The sequence below is a fragment of the Pseudomonas sp. TE21435 genome, from assembly GCF_056279265.1.
This window is the reverse complement of record NZ_JBWBQZ010000001.1, coordinates 2,525,746-2,542,883: the sequence shown is the minus strand read 5'-3', so window position 1 is coordinate 2,542,883 and position 17,138 is coordinate 2,525,746. Positions and strand designations below refer to the sequence as shown.

Genomic DNA, 17,138 nt, shown 5'->3' with positions numbered 1-17,138 from the left:
CGCCCGACACCCGGCGGGGTTTTTGCTTTACTGATGCAAACTGTTACTCCGACATTCATCGGTAACCGTCGCTGTCACCGATTTCGCCCAAATGCGGGGCTTGTGGAAACATCTGTGTGCCAAATGAGTGCATTCTGCGAGCATTTCATGCGGGGGCGCACGCTGCACTTGCCGGAATACAAGGCTTTGCCAATAATGGGCCCGCTTATTGCTTTGGGTATAGGTTATTTCTCTTTTGCTCTTGCATATCTCGCAGGAGCTGTCAATATCGCCCGCCGCGGTTCCTGGCGCTTCTGTAATTAGTTGTCGCTTTGAAGAAATATCGACCTCCGGGCTGTCGCTAGAATGCCACTCACTCGCTCGTGGTCTGCGACCTTGGTCGAAACCTGCGCGGCTCGCGCTGTACCCATTCGCATATCGGGCAGCTGTTACAACTGCCTTGTATTGCCCCGTACCGATGGAGTTACCTGATGAAGAAGCTCGCACTGCTTGGCGCCTTGGCGCTTTCCGTGTTTTCCCTGGTATCGCAGGCCGATGAGAAGCCGTTGAAGATCGGTATCGAGGCGGCCTACCCACCCTTCGCCTTCAAGCAGCCCGATGGCAATCTCGCCGGTTTCGACTACGACATCGGCAACGCCCTGTGCGAACAGATGAAAGCCAAGTGCACCTGGGTCGAGCAGGAATTCGACGGCCTGATCCCGGCACTGAAGGTGCGCAAGATCGACGCCATCCTGTCATCCATGTCGATCACCGACGACCGCAAGAAATCGGTCGACTTCACCAAGCGCTACTACCTGACCCCGGCTCGCCTGGTGATGAAGCAAGGCACTACTGTCAGCGACAGCCTGGCTGAGCTGAAGGGCAAGAAGATCGGTGTGCAGCGTGGCTCGATCCACGACCGTTTCGCCAAGGAAGTCCTGGCCCCGCAAGGCGCCACCGTGGTGCCCTACGGCACCCAGAACGAAATCTACCTGGACGTCGCCGCCGGTCGCCTGGACGGCACCGTGGCCGACGCCACCCTGCTCGAGGACGGCTTCCTGAAGACCGACGCTGGCAAGGGCTTCGCCTTCGTGGGGCCGGCTTTCACCGACACCAAGTACTTCGGTGATGGCGTAGGTATTGCCGTGCGCAAGGGCGACACCGCCAACGCCGAGCGCATCAATGCCGCCATCGATGCGATTCGCGCCAACGGCAAATACAAAGAGATCGAGAAGAAGTACTTCAACTTCGACATCTACGGTCCAGACTCGAAGTAAGCCATCGAGTTTCACCTGTGCAATGGTGCAAACAGCAGAATCTCTGAGGTTTGCACCATTTTTCATTCCCAAGCCCTGAGGAATACGAATCATGTTGAAAGGCTATGGGGCAGTCATCCTCGACGGGGCGTGGCTGACGCTGCAGCTCGCCTTGTCGTCGATGGCCCTGGCCATTGTCCTCGGCCTGATCGGCGTGGCGCTGCGTTTGTCGCCGGTACGCTGGTTGGCCTGGCTGGGGGATCTGTACTCCACGGTGATCCGTGGCATCCCTGACCTGGTCCTGATCCTGCTGATCTTCTATGGCGGCCAGGACATCCTCAACCGGGTGGCGCCGCTGCTCGGCTATGACGACTATATTGACCTCAATCCCCTGGTCGCCGGCATCGGCACGCTGGGCTTCATCTTTGGCGCGTACTTGTCGGAAACCTTCCGCGGTGCCTTCCTCGGCATCCCCAAGGGCCAGGCAGAAGCGGGCGCGGCCTATGGCATGAGCGGGGTCCAGGTGTTCTTCCGCATCATGGTGCCGCAGATGATCCGCCTGGCGATCCCGGGCTTCACCAACAACTGGCTGGTGCTGACCAAGGCGACCGCGCTGATTTCGGTGGTCGGCCTGCAGGACATGATGTTCAAGGCCAAGCAGGCGGCGGACGCCACCCGCGAACCCTTCACCTTCTTCCTTGCGGTGGCGGCGTTGTACCTGGTGCTGACCAGTGTCTCGCTGCTGGCGCTGAAGTATCTCGAGAAGCGCTACTCGGTGGGCGTCAAGGCGGTTGAGCTATGATCTTCGACTACAACGTCATCTGGGAAGCCATGCCGCTGTACCTGGGCGGTCTGCTGACCACCCTCAAGCTGCTGGCGTTGTCGCTGCTGTTCGGCTTGCTGGCGGCCATCCCACTGGGCTTGATGCGCGTCTCGAAACAGCCGCTGGTGAACATGAGCGCCTGGCTTTACACCTACGTGATCCGCGGCACGCCGATGCTGGTGCAGCTGTTCCTGATCTACTACGGCCTGGCCCAGTTCGAGGCGGTGCGCGAGAGCTTCCTGTGGCCGTGGCTGTCCAGCGCGACCTTCTGCGCCTGTCTGGCCTTCGCCGTCAATACCAGCGCCTACACCGCCGAGATCATTGCCGGTAGCCTCAAGGCCACGCCCCACGGCGAGATCGAGGCGGCCAAGGCCATCGGCATGTCGCGCATGAAGATGTACCGCCGCATCCTGCTGCCGTCCGCGCTGCGCCGGGCGCTGCCGCAGTACAGCAACGAAGTGATCATGATGCTGCAGACCACCAGCCTGGCGTCGATCGTCACCCTGATCGACATCACCGGTGCCGCGCGCACGGTCAACGCCCAGTACTACCTGCCTTTCGAGGCCTACATCACGGCGGGCGTGTTCTACCTGTGCCTGACCTTCATCCTCGTGCGCCTGTTCAAGATGGCCGAACGCCGCTGGCTCGGTTACCTGGCGCCGCGCAAGCACTGACCGCTCTGTGAGATCCGACAGTATGTACAAACTCCAAATCCAAGACCTGCACAAGCGCTACGGCAGCCATGAGGTGCTCAAGGGCGTCTCCCTCGAAGCCAAGGCAGGCGACGTGATCAGCATCATCGGCTCCAGCGGTTCGGGCAAATCGACCTTCCTGCGTTGTATCAACCTGCTCGAGCAGCCGCACGCGGGCAAGATCCTGCTCAACAACGAAGAGCTCAAGCTGGTTGCCGGCAAGGACGGCGCGCTCAAGGCCGCCGATCCGAAGCAGCTGCAACGCATGCGTTCGCGCCTGTCGATGGTGTTCCAGCACTTCAACCTGTGGTCGCACATGACTGCGCTGGAAAACGTCATCGAGGCACCGGTGCACGTGCTGGGCGTCAACAAGAAGGAAGCGCTGGAGAAGGCCGAGCACTACCTGGCCAAGGTCGGTGTGTCCCACCGCAAGGACGCTTTCCCTGGGCACATGTCCGGTGGCGAGCAGCAGCGTGTGGCCATTGCCCGCGCCCTGGCCATGGAGCCGGAGGTGATGCTGTTCGACGAGCCGACTTCGGCGCTGGATCCGGAGCTGGTGGGCGATGTGCTCAAGGTCATGCAATCGCTGGCCCAGGAAGGCCGCACCATGGTCGTGGTCACCCATGAGATGGGCTTTGCCCGCGAGGTTTCCAACCAGCTGGTGTTCCTGCACAAGGGCCTGGTGGAAGAGCGGGGCTGCCCGCGTGAAGTGCTGGTCAATCCGCAGTCGGAGCGCCTCAAGCAGTTCCTTTCCGGCAGCCTGAAGTAAAGGCTGCACTTTTGCACCATGATGGGGCATGCTGCGCAACGCACGCAGCATGCCCCGGCGCCACAAGCGCGACCCTCCTTTTCAGGTTTCGGACCACGCCCTATGACCACCCAGCGAATCGGATTTCTCATCTGGCCCAGCACCAAGCCGCTGACCCTGGCGCTGGCCGAAGAGGTGTTGCAGGTTGCCCAGCGGGTGCATCCGGACGTGGTCTACACAATGTCCTACCTGCAGGCCGAGGCCGGGCAGGAGGGCGCCTGGCGCCTGCCGGGCGAAGCGTGGGCCGGCCGCCTGGAGGGCTATCACAAGCTGTTCCTGCTGGCTGATGAACCGCCGGTGGCGATCGGTTCGGCATTGTCCGCCGCGCTCAAGCAGTTGGCGCGCAGCGGTTGCATGATCGGCGGCTTGTCTGCCGGGGTGTACCCGCTGGCCGCCTTGGGCCTGCTTGACGGCTACCGCGCTGCGGTGCACTGGCGCTGGCAGGATGATTTCGCCGAACGTTTCCCCAAGGTGATCGCCACCAGTCACCTGTTCGACTGGGATCGTGATCGCCTGACTGCCTGCGGCGGCATGGCGGTGACCGACTTGCTGCTGGCGGTGCTCGCTCGGGACCACGGGGCGGAACTGGCCGGTGCGGTGTCGGAAGAACTGGTGGTCGAGCGCATTCGCGAAGGTGGCGAGCGCCAGCGTATTCCACTGCAGAACCGCCTGGGCTCCAGCCACCCCAAGCTCACCCAGGCGGTGCTGCTGATGGAGGCCAACATCGAAGAGCCGCTGACCACCGACGAAATCGCCCAGCACGTATGCGTTTCCCGCCGCCAGCTGGAGCGTATCTTCAAGCAGTACCTTAATCGCGTGCCCAGCCAGTACTACCTGGAGCTGCGCCTGAACAAGGCGCGGCAGATGCTGATGCAGACCAGCAAGTCGATCATCCAGATCGGCCTGTCCTGCGGGTTCTCCTCCGGGCCGCATTTCTCCAGCGCGTATCGCAATTTCTTTGGTGCCACGCCGCGCGAAGACCGTAACCAGCGACGTAACAGCAGCCCGTTCGAGCTGAGTTCGGCACCGGCCGAGCGCGGCTGATTAATCCAGGGTGTATGCCTTGGCTTTTGCGGGGGTGATTAGATCGAGCGCCGCCCGCGCGGCGCATCGCGGATGAATCCGCTCCTACATTTGTTGCAACGTGGCCATGCCTGATAGGCCATGGTTGTAAGCCTTGAGCGCTCGATGCGATGTTTCGGCAAGCATTGCCGCCGCCCCACCTGTCTCAAGCCTTGCGCCAAGGCAGGCAGCCATGGCCTGATAGGTTCGGTACGTTGCAAAAAATGTAGGAGCGGATTCATCCGCGATGCGCCGCGCGGGCGGCGCTCGGTTTTCGCTACTACACAAAACTGATGCCTTGCACCCTGACCCTTCTTTATCGTGTGAACATCCGTTCACCCAGCTTCCTCTCTCCCGTACACTGCGCGATTGCGACACTGTTTGTCGCATTGCCGAAAACCGCGTGAAAACTCGGTTTGGCGCTGTAACAAGTTGTCGCCTGGCAGCAAGGACAGGCGCCGATCAGTCCTTACAATCCCTTCATCGCTCGCCACTTCCAGGCCAGCGTTCCTCTTCAGGAGACTCAGATGTCCGTTGAGCAAGCCCCGGTGCAACGTGCCGATTTCGACCAGGTCATGGTCCCCAACTACTCCCCGGCGGCCTTCATTCCTGTGCGAGGCGAGGGCTCCCGAGTATGGGACCAGTCCGGGCGCGAGCTGATCGACTTTGCTGGCGGCATCGCGGTCAACGCCCTGGGTCACTGCCATCCGGCGCTGGTCAAGGCGCTGACCGAGCAGGCCAATACCCTCTGGCATGTCTCCAACGTGTTCACCAACGAGCCGGCTCTGCGCCTGGCGCACAAGCTGGTGGACGCGACCTTTGCCGAGCGCGCGTTCTTCTGCAACTCCGGCGCCGAAGCCAACGAGGCCGCCTTCAAGCTGGCCCGCCGTGTCGCCCATGACCGCTTCGGTCCCGAGAAGCACGAAATCATCGCCACTGTGAACAGCTTCCACGGTCGCACCCTGTTCACCGTCAGCGTTGGTGGCCAGCCCAAGTACTCCGACGGCTTCGGGCCGAAGATCACCGGCATCAGCCACGTGCCGTACAACGACCTGGAAGCGTTGAAGGCGCAGATCTCCGACAAGACCTGCGCCGTGGTCATCGAGCCGATCCAGGGCGAGAGCGGTGTGGTGCCGGCCGACAAGGCCTACCTGGAAGGCGCGCGCAAGCTGTGCGACGAACACAACGCGCTGCTGATCTTCGATGAAGTGCAGACCGGCGTCGGTCGCACCGGCTCGCTGTATGCCTATCAGCACTACGGCGTCACCCCGGATATTCTGACCAGTGCCAAGAGCCTGGGCGGTGGCTTCCCGATCGGAGCCATGCTGACCACCAGCGACCTGGCCAAGCACCTGGCCGTCGGCACCCACGGCACCACCTACGGCGGCAACCCGCTGGGCTGTGCCGTGGCCTGCGCCGTGCTGGATGTGATCAATACCCCGCAGACGCTGGCCGGCATCAAGGCCAAGCACGAACGCTTCAAGACCCGCCTGGAGAAGATCGGCCAGGAAACCGGCCTGTTCACCCTGGTGCGCGGTGTCGGCCTGCTGATCGGCTGTGTGCTCAGTGACGCCTGGAAGGGCAAGGCCAAGGACATCCTCAACGCCGCCGAGAAGGAAGGCGTGATGGTCCTGCAGGCAGGTCCCGATGTCGTGCGCTTCGCCCCGAGCCTGGTGGTCGAGGATCGCGATATCGATGAAGGCCTGGAGCGCTTCGAGCGCGCTGTGCGCAAACTGACCCAGGGCTGATCCTGCGGTGCTGTTGCCGGCCTCGAGCGAGGCCGGTGATACCTGATTCCAGTGCGGGCACCTGCTTGCAGGTAGTGGCGCGTGCCCGCCGTTTTTTCGTGCCGAGGTGATCGGCCCGCTTTCCCGAAAGGAGTGACACCATGCTGGTGATGCGCCCCGCGCAAATGGCTGATCTGAACGAAGTGCAGCGCATGGCTGCCGACAGCCCCATTGGTGTCACCTCGCTGCCGGACGACGCTGGGCGTCTGGGCGACAAGATCGCCGCGTCGGAAACCTCTTTCGCCGCCGAGGTCAGCTTCAACGGCGAGGAGAGCTACTTCTTCGTGCTCGAGGACAGCGCCACCGGCAAGCTGGTCGGCTGCTCGGCCATTGTCGCCTCGGCCGGCTACTCCGAGCCGTTCTACAGCTTTCGCAACGAGACCTTCGTACACGCCTCCCGCGAGCTGAAGATCCACAACAAGATCCACGTCCTGTCGCTGTGCCACGACCTTACCGGCAACAGCCTGTTGACCAGTTTCTACGTGGTGCCGGAGCTGGTGACCAGCGCCTTCGCCGAGCTCAACTCGCGTGGCCGCCTGCTGTTCATGGCCTCGCACCCGGAGCGCTTCGCCGAGTCGGTGGTGACCGAGATCGTCGGTTACAGCGACGAGCAGGGCGAGTCACCGTTCTGGGACGCCATCGGCCGCAACTTCTTCGACCTCAATTACGCCGATGCCGAGCGCCTGTGTGGCCTGAAGAGCCGCACTTTCCTCGCAGAACTGATGCCGCACTACCCGATCTATGTGCCGCTGTTGCCGGACGCCGCGCAGGAAGCCATGGGCCAGGTGCACCCGCGGGCGCAGATCACCTTCGACATCCTCATGCGCGAAGGCTTCGAGACCGAGCACTACATCGACATCTTTGACGGCGGCCCGACCCTGCATGCCCGGGCCTCGGGCATACGCTCCATCGCCCAGAGCCGGGTGGTGCCGGTCAAGCTCGACGAGTCGCCGGTCAAGGGCGGCCGTCCGTACCTGGTGTGCAACGGCCAGTTGCAGGATTACCGCGCCGTGCTGCTGGAACTGGACTGGGTTCCGGGTAAGCCGGTCAACCTCAGCGGCGAAGCCGCCGAGGCCCTGGGTGTCGGCGAAGGCGCCAGCGTGCGCCTGGTCGCGGTCTGAAACGCCGCAACAGAGAGTTTCGCGGCAGGCACAGACCGCCGCACAAGGAGATAGCATGATCGTTCGTCCTGTACGCAGCAGCGATTTACCCGCGCTGATCGAGTTGGCCCGCAGCACCGGCACCACCGGGCTGACCACCCTGCCTGCCAACGAGGATCGCCTCGGCCAGCGGGTCGGCTGGGCGGAAAAGAGCTTCCGCGGCGAAGCCGAGCGCGGCGATACCGACTACTTGTTCGTGCTGGAGAACGACGAGGGCCTGGTGGTCGGCATCAGCGCCATCGCCGGCGCCGTCGGCCTGCGCGAGCCCTGGTACAACTACCGGGTCGGCCTGACCGTCAGTGCCTCTCAGGAATTGAACATCTACCGCGAGATCCCCACGCTGTTCCTGGCCAACGACCTGACCGGCAACTCCGAGTTGTGTTCGCTGTTCCTGCGCAGTGATTACCGCAGCGGGCTCAATGGCCGTCTACTGTCCAAGGCGCGCATGCTGTTCATCGCCGAGTTCCCGCAGCTGTTCGGCAACAAGATCATCGCCGAGATGCGCGGCATGTCCGATGAAGTAGGTCGTTCGCCATTCTGGGAAAGCCTGGGCCGGCACTTCTTCAAGATGGAGTTCAGCCAGGCCGATTACCTCACCGGCGTGGGCAACAAGTCGTTCATCGCCGAGCTGATGCCCAAGTTCCCGCTGTACACGTGCTTCCTCTCGGAAGCGGCGCGCAACGTCATCGGCCGCGTGCACACCGACACCGAGCCGGCGCTGGCCATGCTCAAGCGCGAAGGCTTCAACTACCAGGGCTACGTCGACATCTTCGACGCAGGCCCCGCCATCGAGTGCGAGACCTCGAAGATCCGCGCCGTGCGTGACAGCGAGACCCTGGTGCTGGCCGTTGGTACACCAGGCGACGACGCCACCCCTTTCATCATCCACAACCGCAAGCGCGAAGACTGCCGCATCACGGCCGCGCCGGCGCGCCTGGCCGCAGGCACCCTGGTGGTCGATCCGCAGACCGCCAAACGCCTGCGCCTGGGCGCCGGTGACAACGTGCGCGCCGTGCCACTGTCCGCCGGTCGGGAGGCCCAGTAAATGAAGACGCACTACATTGCCGGCCAATGGCTGGCTGGCCAGGGCGAAGCCCTGCAGTCGCTCAACCCCGTCACCCAGGCGGTGATCTGGCAAGGGCAGGGCGCCGATGCTGCACAGGTAGACAATGCCGTGCAGGCTGCCCGTCAGGCGTTCCCCAGCTGGGCGTCGCTGAGCCTGGATGCGCGTATTGGCGTGCTGGAGGCCTTCGCCGAGAAGCTCAAGGCCAATGCCGAGGCGCTGTCGCGCTGCATTGGCGAAGAAACCGGCAAGCCGCTATGGGAATCGGCCACCGAAGTGACCAGCATGGTCAACAAAGTCGCCATTTCGGTGCAGAGCTACCGTGAGCGTACCGGCGAGAAGAGCGGCCCGCTGGCCGACGCCACTGCCGTGCTGCGCCACAAGCCCCATGGCGTGGTGGCGGTGTTTGGCCCGTACAACTTCCCCGGTCACTTGCCCAACGGCCATATCGTTCCGGCGCTGCTGGCCGGCAACTGCGTGGTGTTCAAACCCAGCGAGCTGACCCCCAAGGTTGCCGAGCTGACGGTCAAGTGCTGGATTGAGGCTGGGTTGCCGGCTGGCGTGCTCAACCTGATCCAGGGCGCCCGTGAAACTGGCGCGGCGCTGGCCGGAAATCCTGGTATCGACGGTCTGTTCTTCACCGGCTCCAGCCATACCGGCAACCTGCTGCACCAGCAGTTCGCCGGCCGCCCGGACAAGATCCTGGCCCTGGAGATGGGCGGCAACAACCCGCTGCTGGTCGACGAGGTCAAGGACTTGGACGCGGCGGTGTACACCATCATCCAGTCGGCCTTCATCTCCGCCGGCCAGCGTTGCACCTGTGCCCGCCGCCTGTTGGTGCCGCAGGGCGCCTGGGGCGACGCGCTGATCCAGCGCCTGGTCGAGGTGAGCCGCAGCATCAGTGTCGGCGCATTCGACCAGCAGCCCGCGCCGTTCATGGGTTCGGTGATTTCGCTGCAGGCGGCTCGCGCCCTGCTGGCGGCCCAGGCCGAACTGCTCGGCAAGGGCGCAGTGGCGCTGCTGGAGATGACTCAGCCGCAGGCTGACGCCGCCTTGCTTACCCCCGGCATCATCGATGTCACTGCGGTGGCCGGGCGCCCGGACGAGGAGTTCTTCGGCCCATTGCTGCAGGTGATCCGTTACACCGATTTCGATGCGGCAATCGAGGAAGCCAACAATACCCAGTACGGCCTGGCTGCTGGCCTGTTATCGGATTCCAACGCCCGCTACCAGCACTTCTGGCTGCGCAGTCGCGCCGGCATCGTCAACTGGAACAAGCAACTGACCGGCGCCGCCAGCAGCGCGCCGTTCGGTGGCGTCGGTGCCAGCGGCAACCACCGCGCCAGCGCCTACTACGCGGCGGACTACTGCGCCTACCCCGTGGCTTCGCTGGAGACCGCGAATCTCGTACTGCCGGCGACCCTGACGCCGGGCGTCACCCTATAACAACAGGTCTCGGAGCCTTGCCGATGAAATCCTTTGAAGTGAATTTTGATGGCCTGGTGGGGCCGACCCACAACTACGGTGGCCTGTCTTACGGCAACGTGGCCTCGCAGAGCAACAGCCAGCAGGGTTCCAACCCGCGCGAGGCGGCGCGCCAGGGCCTGGCGAAGATGAAGGCGCTGATGGAAATGGGCTTCAAGCAGGGCGTGCTGGCCCCGCAGGAGCGCCCGGATGTGGCCGCATTGCGCCGCCTGGGTTTCACCGGCAATGATGCCGAAGTGATCCAGCGTGCCGCCAAGGAAGCCATGCCCCTGCTGGTCGCCAGCTGCTCGGCGTCGAGCATGTGGGTGGCCAACGCCGCCACTGTCAGCCCTAGTGCCGACACTGCGGACGGTCGTGTGCACTTCACCGCCGCCAACCTGAACTGCAAGTACCATCGCAGCATCGAGCACCCGACCACCAGCCGGGTGCTGGGCGCCATGTTCAACGATGACAAGCACTTCGCTCACCACCCGGCCTTGCCGGCCGTGGCGCAGTTCGGTGACGAAGGCGCAGCGAACCATACGCGGTTCTGCCGTGCCTATGGCGAAGCGGGTGTCGAGTTCTTCGTCTACGGCCGTAGCGCCTTCGACAGCCGCTACCCAGCGCCGCAGAAGTACCCGGCGCGCCAGACCCTGGAGGCTTCCCAGGCTGTCGCCCGCCTGCATGAGCTGAGCGATGATGGCGTGGTCTACGCTCAACAGAATCCGGCAGTGATCGACCAGGGCGTGTTCCACAACGACGTGATCTCGGTAGGCAATGGCGAGGTGCTGTTCTACCACGAGGACGCCTTCCTCGAGACCGATGCGGTGCTTGGCCAGCTGCAGGCTAAACTGGCCAGCAAGGGTGGCCGCTTCCAGGGCATCTGCGTGCCGCGTGCGGCGGTGACGGTGGAGGACGCGGTGCGTTCCTACCTGTTCAACAGTCAGTTGCTCAGCCGCGAAGACGGCTCGATGCTGCTGGTGGTGCCGGAAGAGTGCCGCAACAACGAGCGGGTCTGGGCGTACCTGGGGCAATTGACCAGCCAGGGCGGCCCGGTGAAGGAGGTCAAGGTGTTCGACCTCAAGCAGAGCATGCAGAACGGCGGTGGCCCGGCTTGCCTGCGGCTGCGCGTGGCGTTGAAGGAAAACGAACTGGCGGCGGTCAACCAAGGCGTTATCATGACCGCCCCGCTGTACGACACCCTGGTGCAATGGGTCGACAAGCACTACCGCGATCGCCTCGGCGAGGCGGACCTGGCCGACCCGCAGTTGCTGGTGGAATGCCGCACGGCACTGGATGAACTGACCCAGATCCTCAAGCTGGGTTCGGTCTATCCGTTCCAACGCCAACCTTGAAGAGAGAAATTGCAATGTCCGACGCCCTGCGCCTGATCCTGGAAGATGAAGACGGCACCCAGCTGGAAACCTCGTGCACCCGTTTTGCCGTGGTCTGGCAAGGCAAGGAAGTGTGGATCCAGCAGGACGGCCGCGGCCAGCTGCTGATCGGCGTCGATGTCGAGGAAGACGACACCGAGTACGCTAACCTGCTGCTGCGCCCGATGGCCACCAACCTGGTCAGCCTGCAACTGGAAATGGAACCGGCCGATGTCGCCGGTGACGACGACCACGTCCATGGCCCGGACTGCGGCCACCACCACTAAGGAAGCGCCTATGCTCGCCCTTGGCAAACTGCTTGAGCTGACCCTGACCGATCACGAACCGGCCGAGAAGACCCAAGTGACCACCCGGGGCGTGCGTTTGCGCTGGCTGGGGGAGGGTGCGCTGGAAGTGCGCCCGCCCGAAGGTGAGGATTGCGGGCTCGACCTGCTGCTGTCGGCCGGTATCCATGGCAACGAGACAGCGCCGATCGAGTTGCTCGAAAGGCTGCTGCACGGCGTGGCCAACGGCAAGATCAAGCCGCGTGCGCGGGTGCTGTTCCTGTTCGGCAACCCGGCGGCGATCCGCAAGGGTGAGCGCTTCATCGAGCAGGACATCAACCGCCTGTTCAATGGCCGCCACGAACTCTCCAGTGGCTTCGAGGCATTGCGGGCCGCGGAGCTGGAGCAGTTTGCCCGGGTGTTCTTCAGCAAGCCCGAACGCACCCGCCTGCACTACGACCTGCATACCGCCATTCGTGGGTCCAAGATCGAGCAGTTCGCGCTGTACCCCTACAAGGAGGGGCGCCTGCACTCTCGTCGAGAGCTGGCGCGTCTGGCAGCGGCCGGCATGCAGGCGGTACTGCTGCAGAGCAAGTCGTCGATCACCTTCAGCGCCTTCACCTATGAGCAGCTCGATGCCGAAGCCTTTACCCTGGAGCTCGGCAAGGCACGGCCGTTCGGGCAGAACGAGGAGGTCAATCTCGACAGGCTCGAAGCGCGTCTGATCCAGCTCATCGAAGATACCGAACCGGTAACCGAGCAGTCCCTGGATGGCCTCAAGCTGTTCAGTGTCGCCCGCGAGATCATCAAGCACAGCGACAGTTTCCGCCTGCACCTGCCGGCGGACATCGAGAACTTCTCCGAGCTGAAAAAGGGCGATCTGCTGGCCGAGGACCTGGCCGAGACGCGTTGGGTGGTGGAGGAGGAGGGCGCACGAATCATCTTCCCCAACCCCAAGGTGAAGAACGGGCTGCGCGCCGGCATTCTGATCGTCCCGGATTCGGGGCAACGCCTGGCCTGATTCCCTTAGGCGCGGGGCAAGCCCGCGCCTGCGATTTTGGATCCCTTCGGTGATGAAATTCTTTTAATTCACCAACCTGTTAATTTTCCCTGTCCCGGGACCGTAATTGGCTTGCCAGTAGCGAAACGCTGGCGATAGCATCGCGGTCATGCCGTTTTCAATTGCTTTAGCCCTGCAAGCCGTCCAATCGACGGTTTCTATCGCATAAACACACTGCACCGAGACTGCAGGACCGATATAATGCGGCCCTTTGCCGTCGTTTCGTCGATTCGACGTGTGGCCGCCGTTTCCGTGGAAGAACCTATGAAAAGCGCAGAAATCCGTGAAGCCTTCCTCCGCTTCTTCGAAGAGCAGGGACATACTCGCGTTGCCTCCAGCTCCCTGATCCCGGGCAATGACCCGACCCTGCTGTTCACCAACGCCGGCATGAACCAGTTCAAGGACTGCTTCCTCGGCCAGGAAAAGCGCGCCTACACCCGCGCCGTGAGCAGCCAGAAGTGCGTGCGCGCCGGTGGCAAGCACAACGACCTGGAAAACGTCGGCTACACCGCCCGCCACCATACGTTCTTCGAGATGCTGGGCAACTTCAGCTTCGGCGACTATTTCAAGCGCGATGCCATCACCTTCGCCTGGACCTTCCTGACCTCGGACAAGTGGCTGAACCTGCCCAAGGAAAAGCTGTGGGTCACCGTCTACGCCAGCGACGACGAAGCCTACGACATCTGGACCAAGGAAGTCGGCGTCCCCGCCGAGCGCATGGTGCGCATCGGCGACAACAAGGGCGCCCCATACGCTTCCGACAATTTCTGGACCATGGGCGATACCGGCCCGTGCGGCCCGTGCACCGAGATCTTCTACGACCACGGCGCTGATATCTGGGGCGGCCCACCCGGCTCGCCGGAAGAAGACGGCGATCGCTACATCGAGATCTGGAACAACGTCTTCATGCAGTTCAACCGCACCGCCGATGGTGTGCTGCACCCGCTGCCCGCCCCGTCGGTAGATACTGGCATGGGCCTGGAACGCATCAGTGCGGTGATGCAGCACGTGCACTCGAACTACGAGATCGACCTGTTCCAGAGCCTGCTGGCCGCCGCCGCCGAAGCCATCGGCTGCAGCAACGACGACCAACCGTCGCTGAAGGTGGTCGCCGACCATATCCGCTCCTGCGGCTTCCTGATTGCCGACGGTGTGTTGCCGTCCAACGAAGGCCGTGGCTATGTGCTGCGCCGCATCATTCGCCGGGCCTGCCGCCACGGCAACAAGCTGGGCGCCAAGGGCAGCTTCTTCCACAAGATCGTCGCCGCTCTGGTCGCCGAGATGGGCGAAGCTTTCGCTGAGCTGAAGAGCCAGCAGGCACACATCGAGCGCGTGCTCAAGACCGAGGAAGAGCAGTTCGCCAAGACCCTCGAGCAGGGCCTGCGCATCCTCGAGCAGGACCTGGCCCAACTGCAGGGCAAGGTCGTCCCGGGCGACGTGGTGTTCAAGCTGTACGACACCTACGGCTTCCCCATGGACCTCACCGCCGACATCGCCCGCGAGCGCGAGCTGACCATCGACGAAGCCGGCTTCGAGCGTGAAATGGAAGCCCAGCGCGAGCGTGCCCGTTCCGCCAGCGCCTTCGGCATGGACTACAACAGCCTGGTCAAGGTCGACACCGCCACCGACTTCCTCGGCTACGACACCACCGAAGGGCAGGGCAAGATCGTCGCCCTGTACAAGGATGGCCAGTCGGTCGACCAGTTGGGCGAAGGCGAGGAGGGTGTGGTCGTGCTCGACCGCACGCCGTTCTATGCCGAGTCTGGCGGCCAGGTCGGCGACAGCGGCTACCTGCAGGCCGGCGCCGCGCGCTTCGACGTGCGCGATACCACCAAGACCGGTGGTGCTTTCCTGCACCACGGCGTGGTCGCCAGCGGTGCTTTGGTCATCGGCTCGCCGGTCGAGGCCAAGGTCGATGCCGAGGTGCAGCACGCCACCTCGCTGAACCACTCGGCCACTCACCTGTTGCACGAAGCGTTGCGCCAGGTGCTGGGCGATCACGTGCAGCAGAAGGGCTCGCTGGTCGACAGCCAGCGCCTGCGTTTCGACTTCAGCCACTTCGAGGCGGTCAAGCCAGAGCAGATCAAGGCCCTGGAAGACATCGTCAACCGCGAAGTGCGCAGGAACACCCCGGTCGAGACCGAGCTGACCGATATCGAAACTGCCAAGGCCAAGGGCGCCATGGCGCTGTTCGGTGAGAAATATGGCGACACCGTGCGCGTGCTGAGCATGGGCGGTGATTTCTCCGTCGAGCTGTGCGGCGGCATCCATGCCAAGCGCACTGGCGATATCAGCCTGTTCAAGATTGTCAGCGAAGGCGGCGTGGCCTCTGGCGTGCGCCGTATCGAAGCGGTCACCGGCGCCGCCGCGCTGGCCTACCTGAACGCTGCCGAAGAGCAGGTCAAGGAAGCTGCGCAGCTGGTCAAGGGCAACCGCGACAACCTGATCGACAAGCTGTCGGCTGTGCTCGAGCGCAACCGCCAGCTGGAAAAGCAGCTCGAGCAGCTGCAGGCCAAGGCCGCCAGCGCCGCCGGGGACGATCTCTCCAACGCGGCCGTTGAGGTCAAGGGTGCCAAGGTCCTCGCCGCCCGCCTGGATGGGCAGGATGGCAAGGTCCTGCTGGCGCTCGTCGATCAGCTGAAGAACAAGCTCGGCCATGCAGTGATCCTGCTGGGCAGCGAGCATGAGGGCAAGGTCGTGCTGGTGGCTGGCGTGACCAAGGACCTCTCCAGCCAACTCAAGGCTGGCGATCTGATGAAACAAGCCGCTGCGGCGGTCGGTGGCAAGGGCGGTGGTCGCCCTGACATGGCCCAGGGTGGTGGCGTCGACGTCGCCGCGCTGGACAAGGCCCTGGCCCTGGCAGTGCCGTTCGCCGAGCAGGGACTTTGAGATGAGGCGGCCGGCGGTCTATTCGCCGGCCGTTTCATGTTGGATTGTTTTTTGGGGCCCTTTAGGGCTGAGGCACCTTTGAAATGGCGTTGATCGTACAGAAATTTGGCGGTACCTCTGTCGGTTCCATCGAGCGGATCGAGCAGGTTGCCGACAAGGTCAAGAAATTCCGCGAGCAAGGCACCGACCTGGTGGTCGTGCTGTCGGCGATGAGCGGGGAAACCAATCGCCTGATCGACCTGGCGAAGCAGATCACCGACAAGCCCGAACCCCGCGAGCTGGACGTGATCGTCTCGACCGGCGAGCAGGTCACCATCGCCCTGTTGTCCATGGCCCTGATGAAGCGCGGCGTGCCGGCGGTGTCCTACACCGGCAACCAGGTGCGCATCCTCACCGACAGCGCCCACAACAAGGCGCGCATCCTGCAGATCGACGACCAGAAGATCCGCGCCGACCTCAAGGCCGGCCGTGTCGTGGTGGTCGCCGGCTTCCAGGGTGTCGATGAGCACGGCAACATCACCACCCTCGGTCGTGGCGGTTCCGACACCACCGGCGTGGCCCTGGCGGCGGCCCTGAAGGCCGACGAGTGCCAGATCTATACCGATGTCGACGGCGTCTACACCACCGACCCGCGTGTCGTGCCCCAGGCCCAGCGTCTGGAGAAGATCACCTTCGAGGAGATGCTGGAAATGGCCAGCCTCGGCTCCAAGGTGCTGCAGATCCGCTCGGTGGAGTTCGCCGGCAAGTACAACGTCCCGCTGCGCGTGCTGCACAGCTTCAAGGAGGGTCCGGGTACCCTCATTACCATCGATGAAGAGGAATCCATGGAACAGCCGATCATTTCCGGTATCGCCTTCAACCGTGATGAGGCCAAGCTGACCATTCGTGGCGTCCCGGACACCCCAGGCGTTGCCTTCAAGATCCTCGGCCCGATCAGCGCCGCGAACATCGAAGTCGATATGATCGTGCAGAACGTCTCGCACGATAACACCACCGACTTCACCTTCACCGTGCACCGCAACGAGTACGAGAAGGCGCTGAGCGTGCTGGAGAACACCGCCCGCGAAATCGGCGCGCGTGAAGTGATCGGCGACACCAAGATCGCCAAGGTGTCCATCGTCGGCGTCGGCATGCGCTCCCACGCGGGTGTCGCCAGCCGCATGTTCGAAGCCCTGGCCAAGGAGAGCATCAACATCCAGATGATCTCCACCTCCGAGATCAAGGTCTCGGTGGTGATCGAAGAGAAGTACCTGGAGCTGGCTGTACGCGCGCTGCATACCGCGTTCGAGCTTGATGCTCCCGCCCGACAGGGTGAGTAAGACGCTGCCTGGAGGGGCGCGGCTTGCCGCGCCCTTCGCGTTTCTGGCCGCTGCTGGTGTCCCTGTCCAGGCGCCTGTGGTGGTCGATTCGGGTCTGCGCCGTCGTCCCCGGCCAGGCC

The 17,138-nt window shown here is 63.5% G+C and carries 14 protein-coding genes; all 14 read left to right on the top strand.

The window, feature by feature from the left end; translation table 11 throughout:
- The first annotated feature begins 470 nt into the window (after positions 1 to 470).
- The 14 genes from ACZ9C1_RS11465 (at position 471) to ACZ9C1_RS11400 (ending at position 17,019) form a co-directional block, all read left to right on the top strand.
- Positions 471 to 1,256, top strand: coding sequence for an ABC transporter substrate-binding protein (locus ACZ9C1_RS11465; protein ID WP_139673408.1), 786 nt, complete (start codon positions 471 to 473; stop codon positions 1,254 to 1,256).
- 91 nt (positions 1,257 to 1,347) lie between these two features.
- Positions 1,348 to 2,037, top strand: a complete 690-nt coding sequence (locus ACZ9C1_RS11460) for an ABC transporter permease (protein WP_277505302.1) — start codon at positions 1,348 to 1,350, stop codon at positions 2,035 to 2,037.
- Positions 2,034 to 2,732, top strand: a complete 699-nt coding sequence (locus ACZ9C1_RS11455) for an ABC transporter permease (RefSeq protein ID WP_102683093.1) — start codon at positions 2,034 to 2,036, stop codon at positions 2,730 to 2,732. The genes ACZ9C1_RS11460 and ACZ9C1_RS11455 overlap by 4 nt, the downstream gene beginning before the upstream one ends.
- A 22-nt stretch (positions 2,733 to 2,754) precedes the next feature.
- Entirely contained in the window at positions 2,755 to 3,519 is a 765-nt protein-coding gene (locus ACZ9C1_RS11450) for an ABC transporter ATP-binding protein (protein WP_023630946.1), read from the top strand.
- A gap of 102 nt (positions 3,520 to 3,621) precedes the next feature.
- Positions 3,622 to 4,602, top strand: a complete 981-nt coding sequence (argR, locus tag ACZ9C1_RS11445) for a transcriptional regulator ArgR (protein WP_110702358.1) — start codon at positions 3,622 to 3,624, stop codon at positions 4,600 to 4,602.
- A 545-nt stretch (positions 4,603 to 5,147) separates the two neighbouring features.
- On the top strand, positions 5,148 to 6,368 hold the full coding sequence (locus tag ACZ9C1_RS11440) for an aspartate aminotransferase family protein (RefSeq protein ID WP_277505300.1): 1,221 nt from the start codon (positions 5,148 to 5,150) through the stop codon (positions 6,366 to 6,368).
- A gap of 140 nt (positions 6,369 to 6,508) precedes the next feature.
- Entirely contained in the window at positions 6,509 to 7,528 is a 1,020-nt protein-coding gene (aruF, locus tag ACZ9C1_RS11435) for an arginine/ornithine succinyltransferase subunit alpha (RefSeq protein ID WP_139673403.1), read from the top strand.
- A 55-nt stretch (positions 7,529 to 7,583) separates the two neighbouring features.
- Positions 7,584 to 8,612: an arginine N-succinyltransferase gene (astA, locus tag ACZ9C1_RS11430; RefSeq protein ID WP_102683090.1), complete on the top strand. Its 1,029-nt coding sequence runs from the start codon at positions 7,584 to 7,586 to the stop codon at positions 8,610 to 8,612.
- Positions 8,613 to 10,076: a succinylglutamate-semialdehyde dehydrogenase gene (gene astD / locus ACZ9C1_RS11425; RefSeq protein WP_277505299.1), complete on the top strand. Its 1,464-nt coding sequence runs from the start codon at positions 8,613 to 8,615 to the stop codon at positions 10,074 to 10,076.
- A 23-nt stretch (positions 10,077 to 10,099) separates the two neighbouring features.
- Positions 10,100 to 11,449 carry an N-succinylarginine dihydrolase gene (gene astB / locus ACZ9C1_RS11420; RefSeq protein ID WP_277505298.1) on the top strand — a complete coding sequence of 450 codons (1,350 nt, stop codon included), beginning with the start codon at positions 10,100 to 10,102 and terminating at the stop codon, positions 11,447 to 11,449.
- A gap of 14 nt (positions 11,450 to 11,463) precedes the next feature.
- On the top strand, positions 11,464 to 11,754 hold the full coding sequence (locus tag ACZ9C1_RS11415) for a hypothetical protein (protein WP_011534960.1): 291 nt from the start codon (positions 11,464 to 11,466) through the stop codon (positions 11,752 to 11,754).
- Positions 11,755 to 11,764: 10 nt separating this feature from the next.
- A complete protein-coding gene (astE, locus tag ACZ9C1_RS11410) occupies positions 11,765 to 12,772 on the top strand; it encodes a succinylglutamate desuccinylase (RefSeq protein WP_139673394.1) in 1,008 nt (335 codons plus the stop codon).
- A gap of 303 nt (positions 12,773 to 13,075) precedes the next feature.
- Complete coding sequence (gene alaS, locus ACZ9C1_RS11405; RefSeq protein WP_277505296.1) at positions 13,076 to 15,700, top strand: alanine--tRNA ligase; 2,625 nt, start codon at positions 13,076 to 13,078, stop codon at positions 15,698 to 15,700.
- A gap of 83 nt (positions 15,701 to 15,783) precedes the next feature.
- A complete protein-coding gene (locus tag ACZ9C1_RS11400) occupies positions 15,784 to 17,019 on the top strand; it encodes an aspartate kinase (protein WP_028691060.1) in 1,236 nt (411 codons plus the stop codon).
- The last annotated feature ends 119 nt before the right edge of the window (positions 17,020 to 17,138 follow it).